The following is a 22,626-nucleotide window of genomic DNA, read 5'->3' as shown; positions in this document are numbered from 1 at the left end:
AGCACCCTCATGACCACACCGGCCATCGCGGCGCACGGTCTGCACAAGTCCTACGGCGACAGGACCGTCCTCGACGGCATCGACCTGACCGTCCCCGAGGGAACGGTCTTCGCCCTGCTCGGCCCGAACGGCGCCGGCAAGACCACCGCCGTGAAGATCCTCTCCACGCTCGTCACCGCCGACGGCGGGCGGGCCGAGGTCGCCGGTCACGACCTGGCCGCGTCACCGCAGGCGGTGCGGGCCGCGATCGGCGTCACCGGTCAGTTCTCCGCCGTCGACGGGCTGATCACCGGCGAGGAGAACATGCTCCTCATGGCCGACCTGCACCACCTGCCCAGGGCCGAGGGGCGGCGGGTCGCCGCCGAACTGCTGGAACGGTTCGACCTGGTGGAGGCGGCGAAGAAGCCGGCCTCCACCTACTCCGGCGGCATGAAGCGCCGCCTGGACATCGCCATGACCCTGGTCGGCAACCCGCGGATCATCTTCCTCGACGAACCGACCACCGGCCTCGACCCGCGGGCACGCCACAACATGTGGGGCGTCATCCGCGAACTGGTCGCCGGCGGCGTCACCGTCTTCCTCACCACCCAGTACCTCGAAGAGGCCGACGAACTCGCCGACCGCATCGCTGTGCTCAACGGCGGCAGGATCGTCGCAGAGGGAAGCGCCGACGAGTTGAAGCGGCTGATCCCGGGCGGGCATGTCCGGCTCCGCTTCACCGACCCGGCCGCGTACCGGTCCGCCGCGTCCGTCCTGCGCGATGTCACCCGGGACGACGAGGCCCTGTCGTTGCGGATCCCCGGCGACGGCAGCCAACGCGAGCTGCGGTCGATCCTCGACCGGCTGGACTCGGCCGGCATCGAGGCGGACGAACTGACCGTGCACACCCCCGACCTCGACGACGTGTTCTTCGCCCTGACCGGCAGCGACGTCCCCAACCAGCCGAAGGAGGCTGTCCGATGAGCTCCCTCTCTCTCGCCGTGCGCGACTCGTCCACCATGCTGCGCCGCAATCTCCTGCACGCACGGCGCTACCCGTCCCTCACGCTGAACCTGCTGCTCACGCCGATCATGCTGCTGTTGCTGTTCGTCTACATCTTCGGCGACACCATGAGCGCCGGCATCGGTGGCGGCGGCGCGGACCGTTCCGCCTACATCGCCTACCTCGTCCCCGGCCTGCTGCTGATGACCATCGGCAGTACCACCATCGGGACCGCGGTCTCCGTCTCCAACGACATGACCGAGGGCATCATCGCCCGCTTCCGTACCCTGGCGATCCACCGCGGCTCCGTACTCGTCGGACACGTCGTCGGCAGCGTCCTGCGGTCGATCATCAGCGTCGTCCTCGTCGGCGCCGTCGCCGTCGCCATCGGCTTCCGCTCCACCGACGCCACGGCACTGGAGTGGCTGGCGGCGTTCGGGCTGCTCGCGCTCTTCGCCACGGCACTCACCTGGATCGCCGTCGGCATGGGCCTGATCAGCCCCAACGCCGAAGCCGCCGGCAACAACGCCATGCCCCTGATCTTCCTGCCCCTCATCTCCAGCACCTTCGTCCCCGTGGATGCCATGCCCGGCTGGTTCCGGCCCATCGCCGAGTACCAGCCGTTCACACCGGCCATCGAGACACTGCGCGGCCTGCTCCTCGGCACCGAGATCGGCCACGACGGATGGCTCACCATCGCGTGGTCCATCGCCCTCGCCCTCCTCGGTTACTTCTGGTCCACCTCGAAGTTCAACCAGGACCCCCGATAAGCACCCCGGCCCGCCCCGATCCGTCCCGCCCCAGGGCGGCGTGACCCGACACCACGTGTCGGCCCACGCCGCCCCAGCGGCATTCCCGGCCGACCACCGCCCGGGCCGTACGGACACATTCACGGGCGAGTGCATCGTCATCCACGCCGGCCGCCGCACCGCCGCCGAGGGCAAGGTCCCGACGGCCCGGGCAAACGGATCGCCCACGCCACCACCACCTGCCTGATCACCACGAGGATGCTGACTCCTCGCAGTCCTGGACGGACCGGCGGAAGCCGGACTCCCTTGGGCTGAAGGCCATCCGGACCGACTTCCGTCGCTCACCGGAGGGACGGACAGAGAGCCGGAGGAACCCTTCACCGCTGTGCGCCTGGACGCCGCGCCCGAGCCGGATCCTGGAACAGTCTCGACTCGGTCGCCTCGCCGTGGAGCCGGTGAATGCGGCAACCCGCCACTTCCGGCCGGGGTACGCCGGGGGAGTCCAGGAGATTCATGAGCCACTGAGGAGCCGGGCAGAAACGTCTCTGCCGAACTCCTCCCGACCTCCCCGGCCGGCTGCCGCCCCGCCGGGAGGTGATGGTCCTCAGCTCGTCCGCCCCGGCGGCCCTGCTCGTCCCGGCGGACGAACTGCGGACACGGCGGGAGGAGACGACGGACGGACCCGCACGCGCCACCGGGCGCCCGGAAACCGACTCCGACGCCCCCGGCGAACGAGGACCGGGGATCAACGGGCCGGCTGACGCTTCGCCACGCGGACCGTGCCCGGAACACCGCCTGCGCCGCCGCCGCCGGGCAGACTCGACGCAGCAGTGCACGCGGCAGCACTGCACCCGGTGGTCGAGGCGATGGCGGGCGAGGCGCACATGGTGTCCCCGAGGGGCGACGGAATGGACGTCCTCCACAAGGAGGGCGCATGAGTCACGCCGGCGACCCCACCGGTCTCGGGCACTCCACCGTCCACGGGGACGCCACCGACGTCGTGATCGTCGGCGGCGGGGCGGCGGGACTGTCGCTCGCGCACGCGCTGACGGCTCCCGGCTCCGCCCGTCCCCTCTCGGTGGCGCTGGTGGACACGCCGAGGCCGTCGCTGCGCCCGCCCGAACGCACCTGGTGCTTCTGGCAGGAGGGCCCGGGCGACTTCGACGACGCCCTGGTCGCGTCCTGGCGGCGGTTGCGCGTCCACGGCCGGGACGGCGAGGTGGTCGAGGGCGAACTCGACACGCTGCGCTACCGGATGCTCCGCTCGGACGGTTTCGAAGCCCTGGTCGGATCGCGGCTGGCCGCTCTTCCTCATGTGCGGCTGGTGGAGGCGACGGCGGAGACGGTGCGCAACGTGCCCGGCGGCGCGGAAGCCCTGTGCGTCACCGCCGGAGGGGACCGCATCGCACTGCGGGGCCGGCACCTGTTCGACTCCCGGCCCGCCCGTTCGCTGCCGCCGGCCCGCAGCACCCTGCTGCAGCACTTCAGAGGCTGGTTCGTCCGCACCCCGGCCCCGGCCTTCGACGACGAGGTCGTGGAGCTGATGGACTTCCGGGTCCCTCAGCCCGCCCACGGACTCGCCTTCGGATACGTACTCCCGCTCGGCCCGCAGGACGCGCTCGTCGAGTACACCCAGTTCTCCAGGACCCCGCTGTCCCGCCCGGAGTACGAGGCGGCCCTCGAGCAGTACTCCCGGGACGTCCTGCGCCTCGGACCGTTCGAGGTGCGTTCCGTCGAAGCGGGCGTCATCCCCATGACCGACGCGCGGTTCGCCCGGCGGGTCGGCGCCGCCGTGCACCGCATCGGCGCCGTCGGGGGTGCCACCAGGCCGGCGACCGGCTACACCTTCTCCGCCGTCCAGCGGCAGAGCAAGGCCGTCGCCGCCGCGCTGCGTGACGGCAAGGAGGTCCGGCTGCCGGCGCCCCACGGGCGTCGCGCGCTGGCCATGGACGCCGTGATGCTGCGCGCCCTGGACACCGGACGCGTCAACGGCCCCGACTTCTTCACCCGGTTGTTCCGGCGCCTGCCCGCCGAACGGGTGCTGCGTTTCCTCGACGGCCGGACCGGGCTGTGGGAGGACCTGCTCCTCGGGTTCGCCACACCCGTCGGCCCCATGCTCCGTACCGCGGCGGAACTGCCCTTCCTGCCGCAGAAGCCCTTCCCCCTCACACGCGAAGAGAGCACTCGATGACGCTGATGCGCGACGCGGACCTGGCAGCGGCCTTCGACCATGCCGCCCCGGCGTACGACCGGCTCGTCGGTCTCAACGCCGGGTACCACCGCGACCTCGGACGTTCCGCGCGGCGGCTCCGCCTGCCCGACGGCGGCGCCGGCCGGCACGTCCTCGACGTCGGCTGCGGCACGGGAGCCTCGACGGCCGCCCTGCTGCGGGCCGCCCCGCTCGCCCGGATCACCGCGGTCGACGCCTCGGCGGGGATGCTCGAACGGGCAGCCGCCAAACGCTGGCCCGCCGGCGTGACGTTCGTGCACACGCCGGTGGAACGGCTGGCCGCCGCCGGGGTCACGGGGCCGTTCGACGCGGTCTTCGCCGGCTACCTCTTCCGTAACGTGGCCGACCCCGACGCCGTGCTGGCCGCGGTCCACTCGGCTCTGCGTCCCGGCGGCAGACTGGCGGTGCACGAATACTCCCTGAGCGGGTCCGCCGGGCACCGGGCTCTCTGGTCGGCCGTGTGCCGGGCGGTCATCATCCCCGCCGGCACCGTCACCGGCGACAGCGGCCTCTACCGCCACCTCCACCGCAGCGTCCTGGAGTTCGACACCGCGCCCGCCTTCGCCGCCCGGCTCACCGGCGCCGGATTCAGCGCCACCCGGGTGCTGCCGGTGCCCGGATGGCAGACCGGCATCGTCCACACGTTCCTGGGCCGTCGCCCCGGATCCGGTGAGGGCCGCCGGGAAGCAGGTGCCCGGTGATCCGCCCGGGCGTCCGCGACGGGGCGGCTCCCCGCCGGGGCCGGGACCGGAAGGCGCAGGTGGTGCCGGCGGCGCCGGGTCTGCGCCGGGTCCACGGACCGGCGCCGCGGGCAGCGGTCGTCGGAGGCGGCATCGCCGGTCTGGCGGCCGCGACGGCCCTGGCGGAAAGAGGCGTCAGGGTCACGCTCCACGAGCGGGGACCGGGCCTCGGCGGCCGTCTCGCCGGCTGGCGGACCGAGCTCGCGGACGGCAGCCGGGTGACCATGAGCCGCGGTTTCCACGCCTTCTTCCGCCAGTACTACAACCTGCGCGGCCTGCTCCGCCGTGCGGACCCCTCGCTCTCCGTCCTCCGTCCGCTGCCCGACTACCCCTTGCGTCATCGCACCGGCCTCACCGACAGCTTCGCCCATGTGCCCCGCACACCACCCTGGAGCGCGGTCGGGTTCGCGGCACTCAGCCCGACCTTCGGATGGCGGGACCTGGCGGCCGTGCGGCCGAGGGCCGCTCTCCCGCTCTTCGACGTGCGCGTGCCCGAGGTGTACGAGCGGTACGACGCCGTCAGCGCCCACGACTTCCTCGAGGCGGTCAACTTCCCCCCGGCGGCGCACCACCTCGCGTTCGAGGTGTTCTCCCGCAGCTTCTTCTCCGACCCGCGCGAGCTGTCGGCGGCCGAACTGCTGCTGATGTTCCACATCTACTTCCTCGGCTCCTCGGAGGGACTGCTCTTCGACGTGCCCGACGACCCCTTCCCGCAGGCCCTCTGGGAGCCGCTGGGCCGCTACCTCGAACGCCTGGGCGTGGACGTCCGGACCGGCGCACCCGTCGACTCCGTCCGGCCGTCGGGCGGCACCGCTCTGAGCGTCGACGCCGGCGGCACCTCCACCGCGTACGACGCCGTGGTCCTGGCTCTGGACGTGACGGGTCTGCAGCGGCTGGTCGAGGCGTCGCCGGGGTTGGGGGACGAGGCGTGGCGGTCGGGAATCGCGGCCCAGCGGACCGCGCCGCCCTTCCTGGTGTCCCGGCTGTGGCTGGACCGTCCCGTGGCCCGGTCCCGCCCCGGCTTCCTCGGCACGAGCGGCTTCGGCGGCCTGGACAACGTGAGCGTGCTGGACCGCTGGGAGGGGGAGGCGGTCCGCTGGGCGCGGCGCACCGGTGGCAGCGTCGTGGAACTGCACGGTTACGCCGTCGAAGAGCCGGCCGACCGCCACGCCGTCGAGCGCGACCTGCTGCGGCAGCTTCACGAGGTCTACCCGGAGACCGCCGGGGCCCGGGTCGTCGACGCCCGGCACGAATGGCGTGCGGACTGCCCGCTGTTCCCCGTCAAGGGCTACCTCTCCCGTCCGGCGGTGACCACTCCCCACCCCGCGCTGACGATGGCCGGCGACCTGGTCCGCACCGACCTGCCGGTGGCGCTCATGGAGCGTGCCGCCACGACCGGGTTCCTCGCCGCCAACTCACTGCTGCGGCGCTGGGGCGCGGCCGGCCACCCGCTGTGGACGGTGCCCCGCAAGGGGCGTTCGCCGGTGCTGCGGGGCATGGCCGCCCGGCTCGCGGACGGTACCTGAGCCACCACCGGCCTCGCGGTAAGCGGCCGCGCGCCCGCCGGCCGACCCGGCCGGGCAGGCGGCCGCACGCGCCGGCCGCAGCCGCTCAGCCCGGGAAACGGCCCGTGCCGCGCAGCAGCCTGCGCCGTTCCGCGTACGCGAGGTCGTCGCGCCACAGGCGCCCCGCCGCCCACCGGATCAGCGGCCGGAGCGCGGGGGCCGTCGCCCGTGCCACGGCGAACCCGCGTCGGCCGGAGACGGCGACGACGGCCTCGATCACCGCCGTGCGCGGACCGCCGTCCGGGGCGGGGGCCAGCGGCGTGGCGTGCGTCTCCACGACGGACGTCGCGCCCTCGCCCTCGACGACGCGCATGACGACCGTGCGCGGCTCCGGCGCGGTGAACACCGCCCGCACGGGAACGACCAGCCGCCCGGCGAGCTTGAACGACACGTCGACGGTGAACGCGTCCTCCTCGTCCGCGTCGCTCGAAGGGACCCCCACGACGGTCAGGTCCACGAAGGAGTACGGGTGCAGCCAGGACCCGTGCCACGGGTCGAGGCGGTTGGCGACCACGTCCTCCGGCTCGCAGCGGCCCACGGCGGTGAACACGGCGTCCACGGCTCCCTCGCGGGGGCGCGTCGGCACCACGGGCCGCTCGAGCGGCGGTTCCCCGCCGAGTTCGTCGAGGCGCACCCAGGCGAGGACCCCGTCGTCGTGGGCGGGGAACGGGTCCCATCCGGCGAAGGGGCGCCCGTCCAGGGACATTCCGTGCCAGTGGCAGACCAGGCTGCCGCACACGACCCGGCTGTCCCGCAGGGGCGCGCCCAGGTGAGGGCAGGCGCCCGGTCCGGCGCGCAGCTCGCCCGACGCGGTGCGCCAGGCGACGACCTCCACCCCGCCGACCGTCCGCCCGAACGGGCGTCCCGCGCCGATGTCGCGCGAGGCGCCGATGACGTACCAGTTGCCCGACGGCCGCGCCGCGGAGCGCTTCAGCGCGTCCGCGATCAGCGACGGCCTGGCCTCGCGCCACGTCGGTCTCTGCTGCTCCCAGCGGGTCCGGCGCCGTGACCGTACGGGCAGGGTGTACCGCGGCACTGCCCAACGCCCCGTCATGATCCGTACCCTTGGGACCCGTTGGAGGACGACCCGTGCGCGGGTGCTGCCGTGAGGGGGTGCTCCGGCGACCGCAGGGGCCGGGGGCGCAGGCGGGCCGTCAGGATGCGGGCGGCTCCGCCCAGCGCCACGGCGGCGCGGCGTCTGCGCGGCACGACCGCCCGCCGCTGCACCACGGCGTAGTCGTCGTCGGCGATGGCGTCGAGGATCCCGCCGTACAGGGTGTACGCCGTCCGGATGCAGGGCCGGGCGCGCGGATCGAGCATGTCGATGCCCGGCCGGGCCTGACGGTAGACGCTCCGGGTGAGGTCCGCGGCGGCCTCGAGCGCGGCGCGGATCCTGCGGTCCGGCTTCCCGGTGGCGCGGCTCCACTCCAGCAGCGCGCGGTCCGCGCCGTGCGCGGCGAGCAGGTCGGCGGGCAGGTACACCCGCCCGCGGTCGAGGTCCTCGCCGACGTCCCGCAGGAAGTTGGTGAGCTGGAACGCGATCCCCAGCGCGGCCGCGTGCGGGGCGGCCACCTCCTGCGGCACGACCGTGCCGAGCACCGGCATCATCTGCAGGCCGATGACGGCGGCGGACCCGTGCATGTACGACCTGAGGTCCTCGTAGGTGGCGTAGTCCGTGACCGTGAGGTCGTCCCGCATGGAGGCCATGAAGTCCGCGAAGTGCTCGTGGGGGATGGCGTAGGTCCTGGCAGTGTCGGCCACCGCCCGGACGACGGGTTCGCTGCTCCGGCCGGTCCGCAGCCCCGAAGCGAGTTCGCCCTCCAGCCGCGCGAGCTGCCGGTCACGCGCTTCGGGAGTGCGGGCGCAGGCCGGATCGTCCACGATGTCGTCGGCCCAGCGTGCGAAGCCGTACAGGGCGTGGACGGCCGGGCGCCGGTGGACCGGAAGCAGCCGGGTCGCGAGGAAGTACGTCCTGCCGTGCCGGGCGTTGAGCCGCCTGCAGTGCCGGTACGCCGCTCGCAGACCCGGGTCCGAGATCCGCGCCGCGTCGAGTTCACGTCGTGTCATGAACACCTCTCACTGGCCGCTGATGCGGGACGCCGCCAGCTTTCCGCTGACGAGCACGGTGGGTACGCCGACGCCCGGAGTCGTTCCGCAGCCTGCGAGCACGGCGTTCTCGACGCCGGCGACCAGATTGCGCGGCCGGAACGGGCCGGTCTGCGTGAAGGTGTGGGCCGCGGAGAACGGTGTTCCCGCCGCGTGGCCCTGTGCCGTCCAGTCGGCGGGGGTGATCAGCTGTTCCTCCTCGACGGCGTCGCCGAACCCGTCCAGACCGCGCTTCTCCAGCTCGCTGACGATGCTGTCGCGGTAACGGGGGCCCAGGGAACGCCACTCGGCCGCCGACGGACCGACGGTCGTGTTGGGGCAGGGCGCCAGCACGTAGTGCAGATGACGGCCCTCCGGCGCGAGCCGCGGCTCATGGGCCGTGGGCCGGGTGATGAGCAGTGACGGGTCGCTCATCAGCCGCCCCGTGCGGGTGATCTCCTCGAACGTCCGCTCCCAGGCGTGTCCGAACGAGAGGGTGTGGTGGCCCAGCCCGGGCCAGGTGCGGCGCGTCCCGGCGTGGAGGATCACCGCCGAGGGCGAGTGCGTCAGCCGTACCGGCCGGCGCGGCGTGCGGCCCAACAGGCGGTAGACCACGGGCAGATCGGGTGTGAGGACCACGGCGTCGCAGGGCAGCCGCTCGCCGTCGCCGAGGTGCACGGAGGTGACGCGGCCGGCGGACGATGCGAGTTCCGTGACCTCGGTGCCGTAGCGGAACTCGGCCCCGGCGTCGCGGGCGGCGTCCGCCATCGCCACGGGCAGCGCGTGCATGCCTCCCTTGGGGAAGTACACGCCCGCGACCGTGTCCATGTAGGCGATGACGGCATAGGCGGCGAGCGCCCGGGCGGGCGGCACACCCGCGTAGAGCGACTGGAAGGAGAAGACCCTGCGCAGCCTTTGGTCCTTGATGTACCGGCCGACCTGCGCGTCCAGCCGGCCGAAGCCGCGCAGAGCGGCCAGCCGCGCCAGGTCGGGGTGCAGCAACTGGAAGGGCGAGTCGAAGTTCGTGTCGATGAACCGCCGCATCTGCGCTTCGTAGAGCGACCGCAGCCACTTCCGCAGCCTGCGGTAACCGGCGGCCTCTGCCGGGCCGGCGAACGCGCGGACCTCCTCGGCCATGGCCTCGCCGTCGGTGTGCACGTCGAGACCCGAACCGTCGGCGAACTGCGCCCGGTAGGCGGGGTGCAGGGCGAGGAGCTCGACCCGGTCCGCGAGTGAGTCGCCCACCGCGGCGAACGCCTCGTCGGCGAGGTGCGGCATCGTGAGCACCGTCGGCCCCGTGTCGAGGAGGTAGCCGCCCAGCCGCGCCCGCCCCGCCCGGCCGCCGGGCCGGTCCGACTTCTCGACCACGGTCACCTGCCGGCCGCTGCCCAGCAGGTGCAGCGCGGCGGCGAGGCCGGACAGCCCGGCACCGACGACGACCACGCGGTCGGTGCGACCGGGGACGGTTCTCATGGAGTGTCCTCCTCGTGCGGCGGGGCCCTCCCCAACGCTGTGCGGACCAGACTGCCGAGCGCCGCGACCGTGGCGGGGCGACCGGGCAGCGCGGCCGGACGGCGTTCACTGAGGTGGACCAGCCGACTGCTCCATGCCGTCATGACGCGCCGGGCCCGGAGCGGCCCGCGCGTCCCGTCGACGGACGTCCGGCAGCGTCGGACCGGACGCTCCCGTCGACGCGGGTCCGGACCCGCCCGCCGACAGGGCGGCGGCGCAGGCCGGCCTCCTGTCCTCCTCCCGGGCGTCGCGGCTGCCTCGACCACCGCCTCTTCCGCTCACCGGGCGTCGCCGGATGCACTGACGCGCGCCCGCCGCGAGGGCCGGTCGGCGGCTTCTTCGGTTCGTCCACGCGCCGGCCGTGCTCAGCGAGCGCGTCGTCCGCCACGCGGGCCGACGGTCGGCACGGCGGATGCCGGCGTGCCCCCTCACGGCCCGGTCCGGCCGTGTGACGTCAGAAGGCGTACCGGATCGTCAGCCAGGGGGCGTGCGTCCGGACCAGGCCGCGTACGGTCTCCACCGCGGCGGCCTTGGTGCCGTTCCGGTAGCGCACGTTCCAGCTGCCGTTCTCCGAGCGCTTCGGCTGCTGGAGATCCGGGCGCCAGAGGGCCTCCTCCGCGCGCGGGTGCCACGCCATGTTCACGTCGTGCAGGTCCCGGTTGTGCGTCAGCATGATCACTTCGGCCGCGGCCTGCTCCTTCACCCGCTGCGGCAGGACGTCGTCCATGTGCCGGAGCAGCTCGGCCCAGGCCTGCTCCCAGCCGGGCCTGATGACGACGGGGGAGAGGTTGAAGTGGACCTCGTAACCGGCGTCGAGGAAGTCCGCCGCGGCGGCGATGCGGTCCTCGACGGGGCTGGTGCGGATGTCGAGCAGCCGCGAATCCTCCGGGGGCATCACGGAGAACCGGACACGGGTCCGTCCGCGGGGCTCGAGCAGCAGCAGGTCCGGGTTGACGAACTTGGTGGCGAACGACGCCTTCGCGGTGGGCCACCGGGCGAAGGCGTGCACCAGGTCCGCGGTGTTCTCGCTGATCAGGGCGTCGACCGAGCAGTCGTTGTTCTCCCCGACGTCGTAGACCCACGCGCTCGGGTCGCACTGGTTGGGCTCCTTCTTGGGGCCCTGGCCGACGACGTGGTGCCTGATGCGGGCGATGATGCGGTCGATGTTGGTGAAGACGGTGATCGGATTGGCGTATCCCTTGCGCCGGGGGACGTAGCAGTAGGCGCACGCCATGGCGCATCCGTTGGCCGCCCCGGGGGCGATCCAGTCCGCCGACCGGCCGTTGGGGCGCACGGTGAGGGTCTTCTTCTCGCCGAGGACCAGGACCGTGCTCTTGATCCGCACCCAGCGCTCGGCGTTCCCCTTGTTGCCGTGCAGCTCGGGGATGCGCCAGTGCGAGTCGGCGTGGACCACCTCGGCGTCGGGGAAGCCCGCCAGGACCTGCCTGCCCCGCGGTGACGCCGCCGCCGCGGGCTCGGCGTGGATCTCCCGCACCGAGAGCATCCGCCGGGCCTGCGGGGAGTCGCGGAAAAGCGGCCCGGACACGGCGGGGCGTGGGCTTCCGGTCCGGATCTCGTCGAGGCCGAAGAGCCCGTCGGGGCCGTCGTCGTCCGGTGCACCGGACGGCTGGGAGGATCGCATGCCTGCTCCGGAGTCTGTTGCTTACTGACAAATGTAGGACAGTGCCGGTCATGGACGGGACGCGGCCGCCCGGCGCTCCCCGGCTGCCGCGTCCACGGACCGGGAGCCGGTCCGGACGCCCCGTGCCTGGTGGACCCGGCAGAGGTTGCGGCCCTGCCGGGCCCCGAACAGCATGAACGGGTCCGGTGACGGCGTCGCGGAGGAGAACCAGACATGGCCAAGGACGACAAGCTCGGCAAGGGCGACCACGTCTCGTGGCGCAGCCACGGAAAGACCGTGGCAGGTGAGGTCAAGAAGAAGATCACCAAGCGTACGAAGGCGGCGGGCCGCACCGTCGACGCCTCGAAGGACGAGCCGCAGTACGAGGTGGAGAGCGACAGGACCGGCCGCAGGGCCGTCCACAAGCCGCAGTCGCTGCGCAGGCGGGACAAGGACTCATGACCGCCGGTAGCGACGCGGACCGCGAGAAGACCGTGGCCGAGTTCGGGGAGGCGGTCAACATGACGGCCGGCGACCTCGAGAAGTGGCTGGGGACGGACGAGTCGAAGAGCGTCGGCCGGTCCTTGGGCGACGGCGAGAGCGTCGGACACGCCTCGGGGCGGCGGATCGTCGATCTGCTGCGTACCAAGAAGGCAGATCTGGACGACGACGACATCGCGCACATGCGCAAGGTCGTCGGATACGTGCACCGGCACATCGCCCAGCGGCCCGCAGGTGACGTCACCCGCACCAAATGGCGGTACTCGCTGATGAACTGGGGCCACGACCCGGAGAAATGACACGCGGCTCACCCCGGGCGGTGTTCCGGGTCCCGGTCGGACTTCGGCCAGACGTAGGGAAGGTCGTCCGGCACCCCGGGGAACCGGTCCCGGTAGAACGCAGGGTCCTTCCGCACCAGGGCCGACTGATGGCTGCGATGGAAGTCCGGGTCGCCGAACCAGGGCGGGAGGTCGCCGTCCGCCACGAGCTGCTGCTGGGACCGCACGGCCACATCCGGGTGCCGGGCCCGGAAGTCCTGGACCAGGGTCGCCGCGCAGGTGTCGGAGCGCCCCTCGCTCGTCCACACGTGGCAGATGTCCAGCCCGTACCGCACGAGCGCCTCCTCGTAACCGGCCCACATCCGGACCGCCGGGTGCCTGTGCCAGCCGTAGCCGGGCACGGTCAGGCCGCGGAGCACCTGCAGGGCCTCGACCCGCTGTTTCCCGAGCCGCCGGGGGTCCAGCGCCGCGGCGGATTCCATGAAGCCCGGAAGCGGGAGGAAAGTCTGCATATGTCCTGCCTACCCGTGTGGACGCCGCCGTCCCGCCGCGCTTCGTGGACACCGGACGCGGGGGACCCGGCCGGCCCGCCTCACCGGCCCGCCGGCGAAGCGGTCGGCCGGGCGGCCGGCCCCTTGACGGCCGCCCGGGTGATGTTGCGCGCCATGCCGCCGAAGACGACGGCGTGGAAGGGGGACACGCTCCACCAGTAGACGTGCCCGAAGAGCCCTCTCGGGTGGAACAGCGCCCGCTGCCGGAACCTGGTGCGGCCTTGGCCGTCGTCCTCCGCGTACATCTCCAGCCACGCGAGGCCGGGCAGCCGCATCTCCGCCCGGAGCCGCAGCAGGTGCCCGGGCTCGATCTCCTCCACCCGCCAGAAATCGAGGGAGTCCCCGGCCCGCAGCCGCTCGGCGTCCCTGCGGCCACGCCGCAGCCCGACACCGCCGACGAAACGGTCGAGCCATCCCCGCACCGCCCAGGCGAGCGGGAAGGAGTACCAGCCGTTGTCCCCGCCGATGCCCTCGATCACCTTCCACAGCGCTTCGCGCGACGCGTCCACGGAGAGCTCGCGTTCGTCGCGGTAGAGGCTGCCGCCGGCCCAGTCCGGGTCGGTGGGCAGCGGGTCGCTCGGTGCGCCCGGCACGGCGGCCGAGGACCAGCGGGTGGCGACCTGCGCGTCCCGTACCCGCCTCAGCGCGAGCGCGAGGGCCTCCTGGAACGGCAGCGGCCGCCCGGGCCCGTCGGGGACGTGCTCCGCGATGTCGTGCTCGTGGCAGACGACCTCGTGGCGCAGCGACTCGGTCAGCGGCCGGGCGATGGAGTGCGGGACGGGGGTCACCAGGCCCACCCAGTGGCTGGAGAGCCGTGGGGTCAGTACCGGCACCGGCACGATCAGGCGTCTGGGCAGCCCGGCGACCGCGGCGTAGCACCGCATCATCTCCAGGTACGTGACGACCTCGGGCCCTCCGATGTCGAACGCCCGGTCCACGTCGGCCGGCATTCGGGCCGAGCCGACGAGGTACCGCAGGACGTCCCGTACCCCGATCGGCTGGATCCTGGTGCGCACCCATCTGGGGGTGACCATGACCGGCAGCCGTTCGGTCAGGTAGCGCAGCATCTCGAAGGACGCCGAACCCGAACCGATGATCACCGCCGCCCGCAGCACCGTGGCGGGCACGGGGGAGTCGAGGAAGATCTGCCCCACCTCGGTGCGCGAGCGCAGATGCGGCGACAGCTCCCGTGGGGGCACGCCCCGAGGCGTCAGACCGCCGAGGTAGACGATCCGCCGTACCCCGGCCGCATGGGCCCGGTCGGCGAAGATCCGCGCCGCTTCGCGGTCCGTCTCCTCGAAGCCGGACCCGGTGCCGAGGGCGTGCACCAGGTAGTAGGCGACGTCGATGCCCCGCATGGCCTCGGCGACCGAGCCGCTGTCGACGACATTGCCCTCGACGACCTCGATGTCCTTCGCCCAGGCGTGGTCGCGCAGCTTGCCGGGTGAGCGGGCCAGGCACCGGACCCGGTGGCCGGCGGCCAGCAGCTCGGGCACCAGCCGCCCGCCGATGTACCCCGTCGCACCGGTCACCAGGCAGTGGAGCCTTGTTCCGTCCGGCGCCTCTTCCGCTGCCACGCTGCCTCCTCGGCTGGTCGGGTCGTCCTCGGCCCCTCCCCTCATGGTCGATCACGGTCCCCGCCGGCGCGACCAGCCTGCGCGGCGGGGTGAGCCGTACCGGCGGGGGTGACGTACCCGCTTCGTGGCCGCCGTCCCCGCCGGATGCACCCGGAGCCTCAGTCCCGCGCCCGCCGGCCCGGTCGGGCCGCCCGGCGAGCGGCCGCGCGGCCCGGAGGTACCGCCCGCCTGTTCCGGGGCCGGAGCGCCCCGGAACAGGGACGCGTCACGGTGCCCAGGGGCTCACGACCGCCCAGACGGTGTCCTCGCGGAAGCGGTCGGGGCTGTCCCATGCGTGGGTACCGCCGGGGGTGGCGAGCCAGAGCTCGGACCGGTAGTGGCGCAGGTACTGGTCGGGGAAGTTGTACGAGGCCAGGCGCACGCCTCCGTCACCGGGCGCCGGGCACCAGGTGGCGTCGGCGCGGAACAGCGGCCCCTCGCCGCCTTCCTTGTACACGCGGAAGTCGCGGTGGCGGAGGTACTGCCCCGGGTAGTTCCGCGACTCGAAGGAGTAGCACTTGCCGTCGGCGAGGCCGGGGACGATCTTCCAGGTGGCGTCGTTCTTCAGCAGGGCGCTGCTCGAGGAGGTGACGACCTCGGTGAACCCCAGGCCGTCCTGGTGGCGCAGGTACCGGTCGGTGAAGCCGGGGGTGGTGACGCGCAGCGACCGGTACTGGCCGGCCGGCAGTGTGAGGGGGGCCGCGGGGTTCCTGGAGGCGTTGATCAGGGCCTGGTTGGCCGCCCTGACACGTGCCTGGTCGACCTTGACGACCTGACGGTCGTACGTCAGCAGGCCGTTCACCTCGTTCTCCACGTCGGTGATCTCCGTGTAGACGGAGGCCGAGAGGCCGAGGGGCATCTGGGTCTCGCGCATGGCGTCGATCAGGCCGATGTACCGGTCGGTGAGGTGCGCCAGGGTGGGCTGGTTCTCGTACGAGAAGCCGCCGCCGGGGTACCACTCGTGGCCGGGGACGCGGATGCCGAGCCCGCCGAACTCGCCCAGCACGGCGGCTCTGGCGCCCGACGGGCGGGTGACGCCGGGGCCGACGTAGACGTGGTGGTCGATCACGTCGCCGTTGCCGCCGTCGACCGAGCCGCAGCAGTTGACGCCGCTCATGTTGTCGACGAGGCGGGACGGGTCGTACGCCTTGACCTCGTCGGCGATGCGGGCCTGGTCGTACTGGCCCCAGCCCTCGTTCTGGTTGACCCACATCACGACGGACGGGGAGCTGCGGTGCTGGTCGATGATGCGGTCGTACTCGGCCTCCCACTGCGCGCGGGCCGCCGCGTCCGGGGTGCGCAGGTCCATGGACGGCATGTCCTGCCACACCAGGAGGCCGAGCCTGTCGGCCCAGTAGAACCAGCGCTGCGGTTCGACCTTGATGTGCTTGCGGACCATGTTGAAGCCGAGGTCCTTGTGCTTCTGCAGATCGAAGCGGAGGGCCTCGTCGGTGGGCGCGGTGTAGATCCCGTCGGGCCAGTACCCCTGGTCGAGGGTGCCGTTGTGGAACACGGCCTCTCCGTTGAGGAGCAGACGCCGCACGCCGCCCACGCTGCCGACGGAGACGGAGCGCATGCCGGTGTAGCTCCCGACGGAGTCGACGACCGTCGCCCCGGTGAGGAGTTCGGCCCTCACGTCGTACAGGAACGGGTCCTCGGGGGTCCACCGGCGCGGGTTCGGTATCGGCACGCTGAACGCGGAGCCGACCGGGCCGGTCGCGCTGCCCACCGTGCCGCCGCCGGCGGAGACGGTCACACGTGCCTGGTGACCGCTGACTCCGGCACCGTGCACGGTGACCTTCAGGGTGTTGTCCGTCAGGTTCGGCACCAGGTCGAGCCGGGTGACGTGGGCCGGTGCCGTGGGCTCCAGCCACACCGTCTGCCAGATGCCGGAGGCGGCGGTGTAGAAGATGCCGCCCCCGGGCCTGGGAGTGGTCTCCCGGATGCGCTGCTTCCCGACGGCCTGGCTCCCGGTCTCGGTCGGGTCGAAGACGGAGACGACGACGGTGTTCGTCCCGCCGTTCAGCAGCGGGGTGATGTCGTGGGAGAAGGCGTCGAAGCCGCCGCTGTGGACCGCTCCCGCCTGCCGGCCGTTGACCCACACCGTCGTACGCCAGTCACTGGCGCCGAAGTTGAGCTGCACCCGCCGGCCGCTCCAGTTCGCCGGGACGGTGAAGGTGCGTTTGTACCAGAGTCTGTCGTGCTGGGTGATCTTGCGCTGGATCCCCGAGAGGGCCGACTCGGCGGGGAAGGGGACCCGGATCTGTTCGGGGAACACGGCGGGCTGCCCGGCGTCGGCGCCGGTGACCGCGAAGTCCCAGATGCCGTTGAGGTTCAGCCAGTCGGAGCGGGTGAGCTGCGGACGCGGGTACTCGTTCAGCGGCTTGTCCACGGGGACCTGGTCGGTCCACGGCGTGGTCATGGGCGCGGGCTTCGGTGTCCACGCGGCTTCCGCTTCCGCGGCCTGTGACGGGCCGCCTGCCAGCAGCAGGCTCGCGCACAACACCGCCGGCGCGGCCAGCAGCGCGGTCACGCGACGCCACCGCTGGCGCCATGGGGATGACGACGGACGCATCAGTGCTCCTCTGTCGAGTGTCGGGGGAAACGTCGTCCGGGAACGGGCGACGGACGGGTGGAGCAGCGCTGAGGAGCCTCCACGGAGCGGCCGGCGGTCATCCGGCAGGGCACCCTGCTGGGTTTTTACATCGTTGAACGGATGGTGTGAACCCCCTGGGCGGATCTGCTTCTTCGCCGATGTGCGAAGCGGCGTCCGGCGATCGCGCTGCCGCAACGCCGCGATGGCGGCGGCGACTTCATGCTCGGAGCGGCACTCCTGACCGCCGGCGACGGATTGGCGTGCTCACTGCTAATCAGGACGCGTGAGAGCGCTCTCCTCCGTGCCCCCGGGAGGCCCCGCCGCCCGATGACCTCCCATGGCGCCCGGGGGAGGCGATACGAGCACCGGCACGCGGGGCGGCACGGAGCGGCGGATGGGAAGGTGGTGTCATGGGAGCCAGTAGCGGTTCTCCGGCGAACAGCGCTGATCGGGGCCCCGCCCGCGGAGGGTCGCGTATGGCGGGCTACGTTCCGCTGCGGGAATACGCGGTGATCGGTGACGGCCGTACCGCCGCTCTGGTCGCCAGGGACGGGTCGGTGGACTGGCTCGGTCTGCCCGACATGGATTCGCCCGCGGTGTTCGGCGCGGTGCTGGACGCCGCCCGCGGTGGCCGATTCACGCTCGCTCCGGCCGTTCCCCACCGCGCGAAGCGCCGCTATCTGCCGGGCACCAACGTGCTCGAGACGGACTTCTTCACCAGCCGTGGCGCGGTACGGGTCACCGACGCACTCGCCCTGCACGAGGACTCGACGCTCACGCCGATGCGGGAGTTGCTGCGACGCGTGGACGGACTGTCCGGGTCCGTGCCGCTGTGCTGGAGCATGCGACCCCGCTTCGGCTACGGCACCCGCCGCACCCGGCTCGCCCGGCGCGCCGGTGTCCCCGTGGCGACAGCCGGAACGGACGCGCTCGCGATCTGCGCCTGGGACGCCGGCGAACCCGAATGTGACAACGGAGTGATCAGCGGGCACTTCGAACTCGAGGGGGGACGGCGTGCATTGATCTCGATGCCGTTCGCACACCAGGAACCGCTGGTCCTCCCCGCCCGCGCCGAGTGCGAGGCACGCTTGGACGCCACGTGTGCGGCCTGGCTGAGCTGGGCGCAGGACCGCCTGTACTCGGGGCAGTGGAGTGAGGCGGTGATGCGCAGCCTTCTGGCGCTGAAGCTGCTCGTCCATGCCCCTTCCGGTGCGGTCGCGGCGGCGGTGACGACCTCGTTGCCGGAGGAGATAGGCGGCGAGCGCAACTGGGACTACCGCTTCTCCTGGGTACGCGACTCCGCCTTCACCCTGGCCGCCTTCCTGCGGCTGGGCTGCCCGGCGGAGGCGCAGGCGTACTTCTGGTGGCTGATGCACGCCTCGCAGCTCACCCATCCGGATCTGAAAGTGCTCTACCGGCTGGACGGCGGGCACCGCACTCCGGAGAGGCCCCTGCCCTGGGAGGGGTACCGCGGCTCCGGTCCGGTCCGCATCGGCAACGCCGCGGCGGTCCAGATCCAGCTGGACACCTACGGCGAGCTGCTGCAGACGGCCTGGCAGTACGCTCTGGCAACCGGGGACCTCGACGTCGACATCGCCCGTCGTCTCGCCGAGCTGGCCGACCTCGTCTGCACCACCTGGCAGGAGCCCGACGCGGGCATCTGGGAGGTCCGCGGCCCGCCCAGGCACTTCACCCAGTCGAAGATGATGTGCTGGGTGGCCCTCGACCGCGCCGTCGACCTCGCCGAACGCGGCCTGATCCCCACCCGGCACCTGCCCCACTGGCGGACCACGCGCATCCGGATCAGCGCCTTCATCGAGAGCCGCTGCTTCTCGCACCGCCGCGACAGCTACGTCCGCTCCGCCGGCAGCGAAGACCTGGACGCCGCGGTCCTGCTGGGCCACTTGTACGGATACGGCGGCGACGGTCACCGCATGCGGGCCACGATCAGCACCCTGGCCCGCGGACTGCGGCACGGGCCCTACATCGACCGGTACTCGGGCGAAGACGGCCTCAGCGGCAACGAAGGAGCCTTCCTCGCCTGCTCCTTCTGGCTCACCGAATCCCTTGCCCGTACCGGCCACCTCCCGCAGGCGATCGAGCTGATGGACGAGCTGGTCGGCCTGTCCAACGACGTCGGCCTCTACAGCGAGGAGATCGACCCCGACACCGGCGAATTCCTGGGAAATCTTCCGCAGGGCCTCAGCCACCTGGCGCTGATCAGCGCCGCCTTGGCCATCACCGACGCGAGCAAGGACACAGCACGGTGAGCGCGTGGGGAACGGCCGCGGGAGCCTTCGTCGGCACACTCGCACTGACGACCGCGCTGCGCGCCGCCAGCGAGCTGCGCCTGACCCGCATGGACCTGCCGTTCCTCCTCGGCACGGCGGTGACCGTCAACCGCACCCGCGCGAAGGCCATCGGCTACCTGATGCACTTCCTCAACGGACAGATCTTCGCGTTCGTCTACTTCGCAGTTTTCGTCGCCATCGGCCAGGCGGGCTGGTGGCTGGGTGCCCTGTTCGGACTCGCGCACGGCCTGTTCGCCGGCACCGCACTCGTCAACATCCTGCTGCCCCTCTGCCACCCGCGCATGGGCAGCCCACTGACCAGCGCCCCACAGACAGCGATGTTGGAACCCCCTGGATTTCTGATGCGCAACTACGGGCCCGGCACCCCCGTGGTCACCGTCCTCGCCCATGTCGGCTACGGAGCGATCGTCGGCGGCTTCACGACCCTCGCGGCCTGATGCGCCGACCACCATGCCGCCCCGGCTACCGGGCGGCAGCGCCGGTCCCCGGCGGGGACAGCGGCGTGGTGCGACGGCGGTGGCCGCCGCACCACGCGGACGGTTGTCCGCCGCTGACCGGACGCTCCGGGGCCGTACCCCGCTTCGCGCCGTTGGTCACCGGCCGACAGCCCGGGCCGTCAGACGGCAGGCGTCGTCAGGAGGCGGGCCGGTTCCACAGGTCGCACTTGTGGTCCTCCGGGAACGTGGTCCGCCCCGTGACGGCTTCCGGGGCGAGCGTCTGGACCTTCGGGAAGAGGTTCCAGCGCGGAGCGTCCGTGGCGTACGGGACGCCGGTTTTGGCGAAGTTGGTCCAGTAGCCGAGCATCCTGTCCGACAGGACGTTCTGGGCCGGGGTGCCCGAGACACCGCCGAAGACGTACCTGATCTCCGAACCGTGCGGGGCGCCGATCGGGAAGCTGAGCGGCAGGTTCAGGTGGTCCATGGAGTGACGGTCGGCGAACTCGTACTGGTAGGACCGGGTGTGCGCGGCCATCAGGCTCGCCGTCCGTGACTGGAGGCAGGCGAACTGGGAGTCCGTGAAGACGGCGCCCAGGGCCTCCGCGGGCGTGCCGTGGTCCGACAGCGGGTAGCGGGCCAGGATCTCGTCCGCCCGGTCGCCGTAGAGCGTGCGGACCGCGACCGGATAGCCCTCCGCGGTGAGTTGCCTGCCGGCCAGGTCGTAGGTGGTGGCCACGGTGAGCCGGCCCTCGTCGGCGGTGGTGCCCTGGAGGACGGGGACCCGGTGGAACCGGCCGCGCTCCAGCGCGTCGGTCACCTGGAGCGGCAGGACCTTGCCGTCGACGTTGGGGGTCCAGCGGGCGGTGGGGCTCAGCGAGGCGCCCAGCACCTGGGCGGCGGTCCGGGCGCGCAGACAGGCCACGTCCGCGCAGCCCAAGGAGTTCGCCCAGGCCGCGCCCCTGTCCTGCTGCGACTGCTGGGTGGGCAGGGTGAACCCGCAGCCCGACTGGGCGACGGCCCGGTCGAACAGACCGATCGCGCGGGGCGAGACCAGGTTCTGGCAGACGCTGCCGCCGCCGGCCGATTCACCGAAGACCGTCACGTTGTCTGGGTCCCCGCCGAACGCCGCGATGTTGTCCCGCACCCAGCGCAGTGCGGCCTGCTGGTCGAGCAGACCGTAGTTGCCGGACATGCCCTGCGACGACTCGTCGGTCAGGCCGGGGTGTGCCAGGTAACCGAACGCGCCGAGGCGGTAGTTGAAGGTGACGGCGACCACGTCGCCCTTGGCCGCCAGGTTGCTGCCGTCGTAGAACGTCCCGGAGCCGACGGTGAAGCCACCACCGTGGATCCACACCATCACCGGCCGCTTCTGGAGCGACCTTTGCGCGGGCGTGTGGACGTTCAGGTACAGGCAGTCCTCACTGGGCGTGCCGGGTCCCGCGAGGTCTCCCCAGGGGCTGGATGCGGCACCTTGCATACAGGGGTTGCCCGGCGTGGTGGCGTCCCGTACGCCAGGCCAGCGCTCGGGCGGGGACGGCGGCTTCCACCGCTGCGACCCGACCGGGGGCGCGGCGTACGGGATACCGAGGTAGGAGTTCGCCGTCGCCCCCGCCTTCCCCTGGACCTGGCCGTACCGGGTCGTGACGGCCGGCCCTTCGGCCGCGGTGGCTCGGACCGCGGTGTCGTGGGCCGCGCCGGCTCGGACCGCGGTGTCCTGGGCCGCGGTCGCTTGTGCGGGCGCGAAGGCCGTCGCGACGATCGACAGTACGAGAGCGCCGTACAGCGCCCCGATTCTCCTCGTACCTGATAATCGCCGGCGAGCCGTCGCCGGGTACTTCGGGAGCAGAGCGGACATCGTGCACCTCCGTACGGAAGGGGGCGGAAACTGCCAGGGCAGTTTCGCCGGACACCGCACACCCCGGCATCGTCCAAATCACCGGTCTCCGCCACGGCGGCGGGTCGCCCCGGAGGGGGCGCAGGGCGCGCGGTCGTCACTTCCGGACGGCGTCGGCGCAGGTCAGGAGATGAGCGAGCGGCCTGTGGGGGCCAGCCGCAGTGTCCAGGGAGCCGCGGACTGCGTTCTCCCGATGCCCGGCAGGACCGCGTCCCGCGCGAGGGGATGGGCCCGTACAGCGGCGACGTGACGGCGATGCGCACTCTCGTCGGGGTAGGAGGAGAAGACCGCGACGACGTTCGTCCCGGTGTGGACCGGCAGCCTGGCGAACGTGTTGTGCGCCGTCTCTGTGGTCAGGACGGCGAGCGGCGCGGGTCCCGTCCCGGTCAGCACGGGCAGCAGACCCTCCCGGACGAGTGCGACGCCGTCCTCTGTGCCCGGAGGGAAGAACCACACGGTGGCGGTCACGAACCGGTCCGGCGCCGGAGCGCCGGCCGGGGGCCGCCGGTACGCCGGGACGGTGAAGGAGGTCCCGGCGGAGAGGGGGCGCAGCAGGTGGACATCGTCCGAGTCGACCATCGTCGCGTTCGCCCGGGGACCGTGCTCGGCCCAGACGGGGCCGCCGTAGAAGGCCGTCAGCGCGCGGTGGCGCGCCGCCATGTCGCTGAAGCCGCGCAGCCAGACGAAGCGGTCCGGATCGTCGAGGTCCCGGAACTGGCCGAGCACCGCCATGCCGGTGGCCTCCTGGGTCTCGACGAACTCCCGGTCGAACAGGTCGATGAGCTCGTCGCGCCGGCCGGGACGCAGGGTGTACCGGCGGAGCTCGATGACGGCGGGGCGGCCGCCGGGGCCGGTGGGTCCGGTGGGGGTTGCAGGGGCTGCGGGATCGGTGGCATCGGTGGCAGGCACGGCGGAACTCCAGTTCGGTCCGGTTCTCCGGGGCACGGAGACACGGCTC

The 22,626-nt window shown here is 72.6% G+C and carries 18 protein-coding genes; 9 read left to right on the top strand and 9 right to left on the bottom strand.

Going from position 1 to position 22,626, the window contains the following annotated elements; genetic code table 11:
• The first annotated feature begins 9 nt into the window (after positions 1-9).
• The 5 genes from SPRI_RS09715 (at position 10) to SPRI_RS09695 (ending at position 6,226) form a co-directional block, all read left to right on the top strand.
• Positions 10-963 (top strand): daunorubicin resistance protein DrrA family ABC transporter ATP-binding protein, encoded by a 954-nt coding sequence (locus tag SPRI_RS09715; RefSeq protein ID WP_005310847.1) that lies wholly within the window; start codon positions 10-12, stop codon positions 961-963.
• The gene (locus SPRI_RS09710; RefSeq protein ID WP_005310845.1) at positions 960-1,751 is read left to right on the top strand and encodes an ABC transporter permease; all 792 of its coding nucleotides are present in this window, start codon (positions 960-962) and stop codon (positions 1,749-1,751) included. Before SPRI_RS09715 ends, SPRI_RS09710 begins: the two co-directional genes overlap by 4 nt.
• A 913-nt stretch (positions 1,752-2,664) precedes the next feature.
• Positions 2,665-3,921 (top strand): lycopene cyclase family protein, encoded by a 1,257-nt coding sequence (locus SPRI_RS09705; RefSeq protein WP_005310843.1) that lies wholly within the window; start codon positions 2,665-2,667, stop codon positions 3,919-3,921.
• Complete coding sequence (locus SPRI_RS09700; RefSeq protein WP_037773566.1) at positions 3,918-4,661, top strand: class I SAM-dependent methyltransferase; 744 nt, start codon at positions 3,918-3,920, stop codon at positions 4,659-4,661. Before SPRI_RS09705 ends, SPRI_RS09700 begins: the two co-directional genes overlap by 4 nt.
• Positions 4,661-6,226 carry an FAD-dependent oxidoreductase gene (locus tag SPRI_RS09695; protein ID WP_053557719.1) on the top strand — a complete coding sequence of 522 codons (1,566 nt, stop codon included), beginning with the start codon at positions 4,661-4,663 and terminating at the stop codon, positions 6,224-6,226. The genes SPRI_RS09700 and SPRI_RS09695 overlap by 1 nt, the downstream gene beginning before the upstream one ends.
• A gap of 85 nt (positions 6,227-6,311) precedes the next feature.
• Here SPRI_RS09695 and SPRI_RS09690 read toward each other — a convergent pair whose 3' ends face one another.
• The 4 genes from SPRI_RS09690 to SPRI_RS09675 all read right to left on the bottom strand — a co-directional run bounded on the left by SPRI_RS09690 (position 6,312) and on the right by SPRI_RS09675 (position 11,504).
• Positions 6,312-7,319: a DUF5914 domain-containing protein gene (locus SPRI_RS09690; protein ID WP_053556858.1), complete on the bottom strand. Its 1,008-nt coding sequence runs from the start codon at positions 7,317-7,319 to the stop codon at positions 6,312-6,314.
• Positions 7,316-8,332 carry a phytoene/squalene synthase family protein gene (locus tag SPRI_RS09685; RefSeq protein ID WP_037776207.1) on the bottom strand — a complete coding sequence of 339 codons (1,017 nt, stop codon included), beginning with the start codon at positions 8,330-8,332 and terminating at the stop codon, positions 7,316-7,318. The genes SPRI_RS09690 and SPRI_RS09685 overlap by 4 nt, the downstream gene beginning before the upstream one ends.
• A gap of 9 nt (positions 8,333-8,341) precedes the next feature.
• Positions 8,342-9,823 (bottom strand): phytoene desaturase, encoded by a 1,482-nt coding sequence (locus tag SPRI_RS09680; RefSeq protein WP_005310835.1) that lies wholly within the window; start codon positions 9,821-9,823, stop codon positions 8,342-8,344.
• Between the two features lie 493 nt (positions 9,824-10,316).
• Positions 10,317-11,504, bottom strand: coding sequence for a spore photoproduct lyase family protein (locus SPRI_RS09675; protein ID WP_005310833.1), 1,188 nt, complete (start codon positions 11,502-11,504; stop codon positions 10,317-10,319).
• Positions 11,505-11,717: 213 nt separating this feature from the next.
• Here SPRI_RS09675 and SPRI_RS09670 point away from each other — a divergent pair, with 213 nt between their 5' ends.
• Together SPRI_RS09670 and SPRI_RS09665 are read left to right on the top strand one after the other, a co-directional pair.
• On the top strand, positions 11,718-11,945 hold the full coding sequence (locus tag SPRI_RS09670) for a hypervirulence associated TUDOR domain-containing protein (RefSeq protein ID WP_005310831.1): 228 nt from the start codon (positions 11,718-11,720) through the stop codon (positions 11,943-11,945).
• The gene (locus SPRI_RS09665) at positions 11,942-12,283 is read left to right on the top strand and encodes a DUF3140 domain-containing protein (protein WP_005310829.1); all 342 of its coding nucleotides are present in this window, start codon (positions 11,942-11,944) and stop codon (positions 12,281-12,283) included. Before SPRI_RS09670 ends, SPRI_RS09665 begins: the two co-directional genes overlap by 4 nt.
• 8 nt (positions 12,284-12,291) lie before the next feature.
• Here SPRI_RS09665 and SPRI_RS09660 read toward each other — a convergent pair whose 3' ends face one another.
• The 3 genes from SPRI_RS09660 to SPRI_RS09650 form a co-directional block, all read right to left on the bottom strand.
• Positions 12,292-12,774, bottom strand: coding sequence for an MSMEG_6728 family protein (locus SPRI_RS09660; protein WP_005310827.1), 483 nt, complete (start codon positions 12,772-12,774; stop codon positions 12,292-12,294).
• 80 nt (positions 12,775-12,854) lie between these two features.
• Positions 12,855-14,435 (bottom strand): SDR family oxidoreductase, encoded by a 1,581-nt coding sequence (locus SPRI_RS09655; RefSeq protein ID WP_078951236.1) that lies wholly within the window; start codon positions 14,433-14,435, stop codon positions 12,855-12,857.
• A 220-nt stretch (positions 14,436-14,655) separates the two neighbouring features.
• Positions 14,656-17,004 (bottom strand): glycoside hydrolase family 2, encoded by a 2,349-nt coding sequence (locus SPRI_RS09650; RefSeq protein ID WP_063805339.1) that lies wholly within the window; start codon positions 17,002-17,004, stop codon positions 14,656-14,658.
• A gap of 497 nt (positions 17,005-17,501) precedes the next feature.
• Between SPRI_RS09650 and SPRI_RS09645 the strand changes: the two genes are divergently transcribed.
• Positions 17,502-19,295, top strand: a complete 1,794-nt coding sequence (locus SPRI_RS09645) for a glycoside hydrolase family 15 protein (RefSeq protein WP_005310823.1) — start codon at positions 17,502-17,504, stop codon at positions 19,293-19,295.
• A complete protein-coding gene (locus SPRI_RS09640; protein WP_005310821.1) occupies positions 19,292-19,774 on the top strand; it encodes a hypothetical protein in 483 nt (160 codons plus the stop codon). Before SPRI_RS09645 ends, SPRI_RS09640 begins: the two co-directional genes overlap by 4 nt.
• A gap of 196 nt (positions 19,775-19,970) precedes the next feature.
• Here the strand turns inward: SPRI_RS09640 and SPRI_RS09635 are convergent, their stop codons facing one another.
• Entirely contained in the window at positions 19,971-21,629 is a 1,659-nt protein-coding gene (locus SPRI_RS09635) for a carboxylesterase/lipase family protein (RefSeq protein ID WP_005310819.1), read from the bottom strand.
• 162 nt (positions 21,630-21,791) lie between these two features.
• Positions 21,792-22,577, bottom strand: a complete 786-nt coding sequence (locus tag SPRI_RS09630) for an NIPSNAP family protein (RefSeq protein WP_005310817.1) — start codon at positions 22,575-22,577, stop codon at positions 21,792-21,794.
• Between the last annotated feature and the right edge of the window lie 49 nt (positions 22,578-22,626).

This window comes from Streptomyces pristinaespiralis (assembly GCF_001278075.1).
In the GTDB taxonomy this organism is placed as follows: Bacteria; Actinomycetota; Actinomycetes; order Streptomycetales; family Streptomycetaceae; genus Streptomyces; species Streptomyces pristinaespiralis.
The sequence above is the reverse complement of the archived record's forward strand: the minus strand, read 5'-3'. Positions and strand labels throughout refer to the sequence as shown.

Bases quoted from the DNA above. Each gene is read 5' to 3' on its own strand.
- SPRI_RS09665 (WP_005310829.1), top strand. From the start codon at position 11,942: ATGACCGCCGGTAGCGACGCGGACCGCGAGAAGACCGTGGCCGAGTTC.
- SPRI_RS09690 (WP_053556858.1), bottom strand. From the start codon at position 7,319: ATGACGGGGCGTTGGGCAGTGCCGCGGTACACCCTGCCCGTACGGTCA.
- SPRI_RS09660 (WP_005310827.1), bottom strand. From the start codon at position 12,774: ATGCAGACTTTCCTCCCGCTTCCGGGCTTCATGGAATCCGCCGCGGCG.
- SPRI_RS09710 (WP_005310845.1), top strand. From the start codon at position 960: ATGAGCTCCCTCTCTCTCGCCGTGCGCGACTCGTCCACCATGCTGCGC.
- SPRI_RS09635 (WP_005310819.1), bottom strand. From the start codon at position 21,629: ATGTCCGCTCTGCTCCCGAAGTACCCGGCGACGGCTCGCCGGCGATTA.
- SPRI_RS09675 (WP_005310833.1), bottom strand. From the start codon at position 11,504: ATGCGATCCTCCCAGCCGTCCGGTGCACCGGACGACGACGGCCCCGAC.
- SPRI_RS09655 (WP_078951236.1), bottom strand. From the start codon at position 14,435: ATGAGGGGAGGGGCCGAGGACGACCCGACCAGCCGAGGAGGCAGCGTG.
- SPRI_RS09715 (WP_005310847.1), top strand. From the start codon at position 10: ATGACCACACCGGCCATCGCGGCGCACGGTCTGCACAAGTCCTACGGC.
- SPRI_RS09645 (WP_005310823.1), top strand. From the start codon at position 17,502: ATGGCGGGCTACGTTCCGCTGCGGGAATACGCGGTGATCGGTGACGGC.
- SPRI_RS09680 (WP_005310835.1), bottom strand. From the start codon at position 9,823: ATGAGAACCGTCCCCGGTCGCACCGACCGCGTGGTCGTCGTCGGTGCC.
- SPRI_RS09685 (WP_037776207.1), bottom strand. From the start codon at position 8,332: ATGACACGACGTGAACTCGACGCGGCGCGGATCTCGGACCCGGGTCTG.
- SPRI_RS09650 (WP_063805339.1), bottom strand. From the start codon at position 17,004: ATGCGTCCGTCGTCATCCCCATGGCGCCAGCGGTGGCGTCGCGTGACC.
- SPRI_RS09670 (WP_005310831.1), top strand. From the start codon at position 11,718: ATGGCCAAGGACGACAAGCTCGGCAAGGGCGACCACGTCTCGTGGCGC.
- SPRI_RS09700 (WP_037773566.1), top strand. From the start codon at position 3,918: ATGACGCTGATGCGCGACGCGGACCTGGCAGCGGCCTTCGACCATGCC.
- SPRI_RS09705 (WP_005310843.1), top strand. From the start codon at position 2,665: ATGAGTCACGCCGGCGACCCCACCGGTCTCGGGCACTCCACCGTCCAC.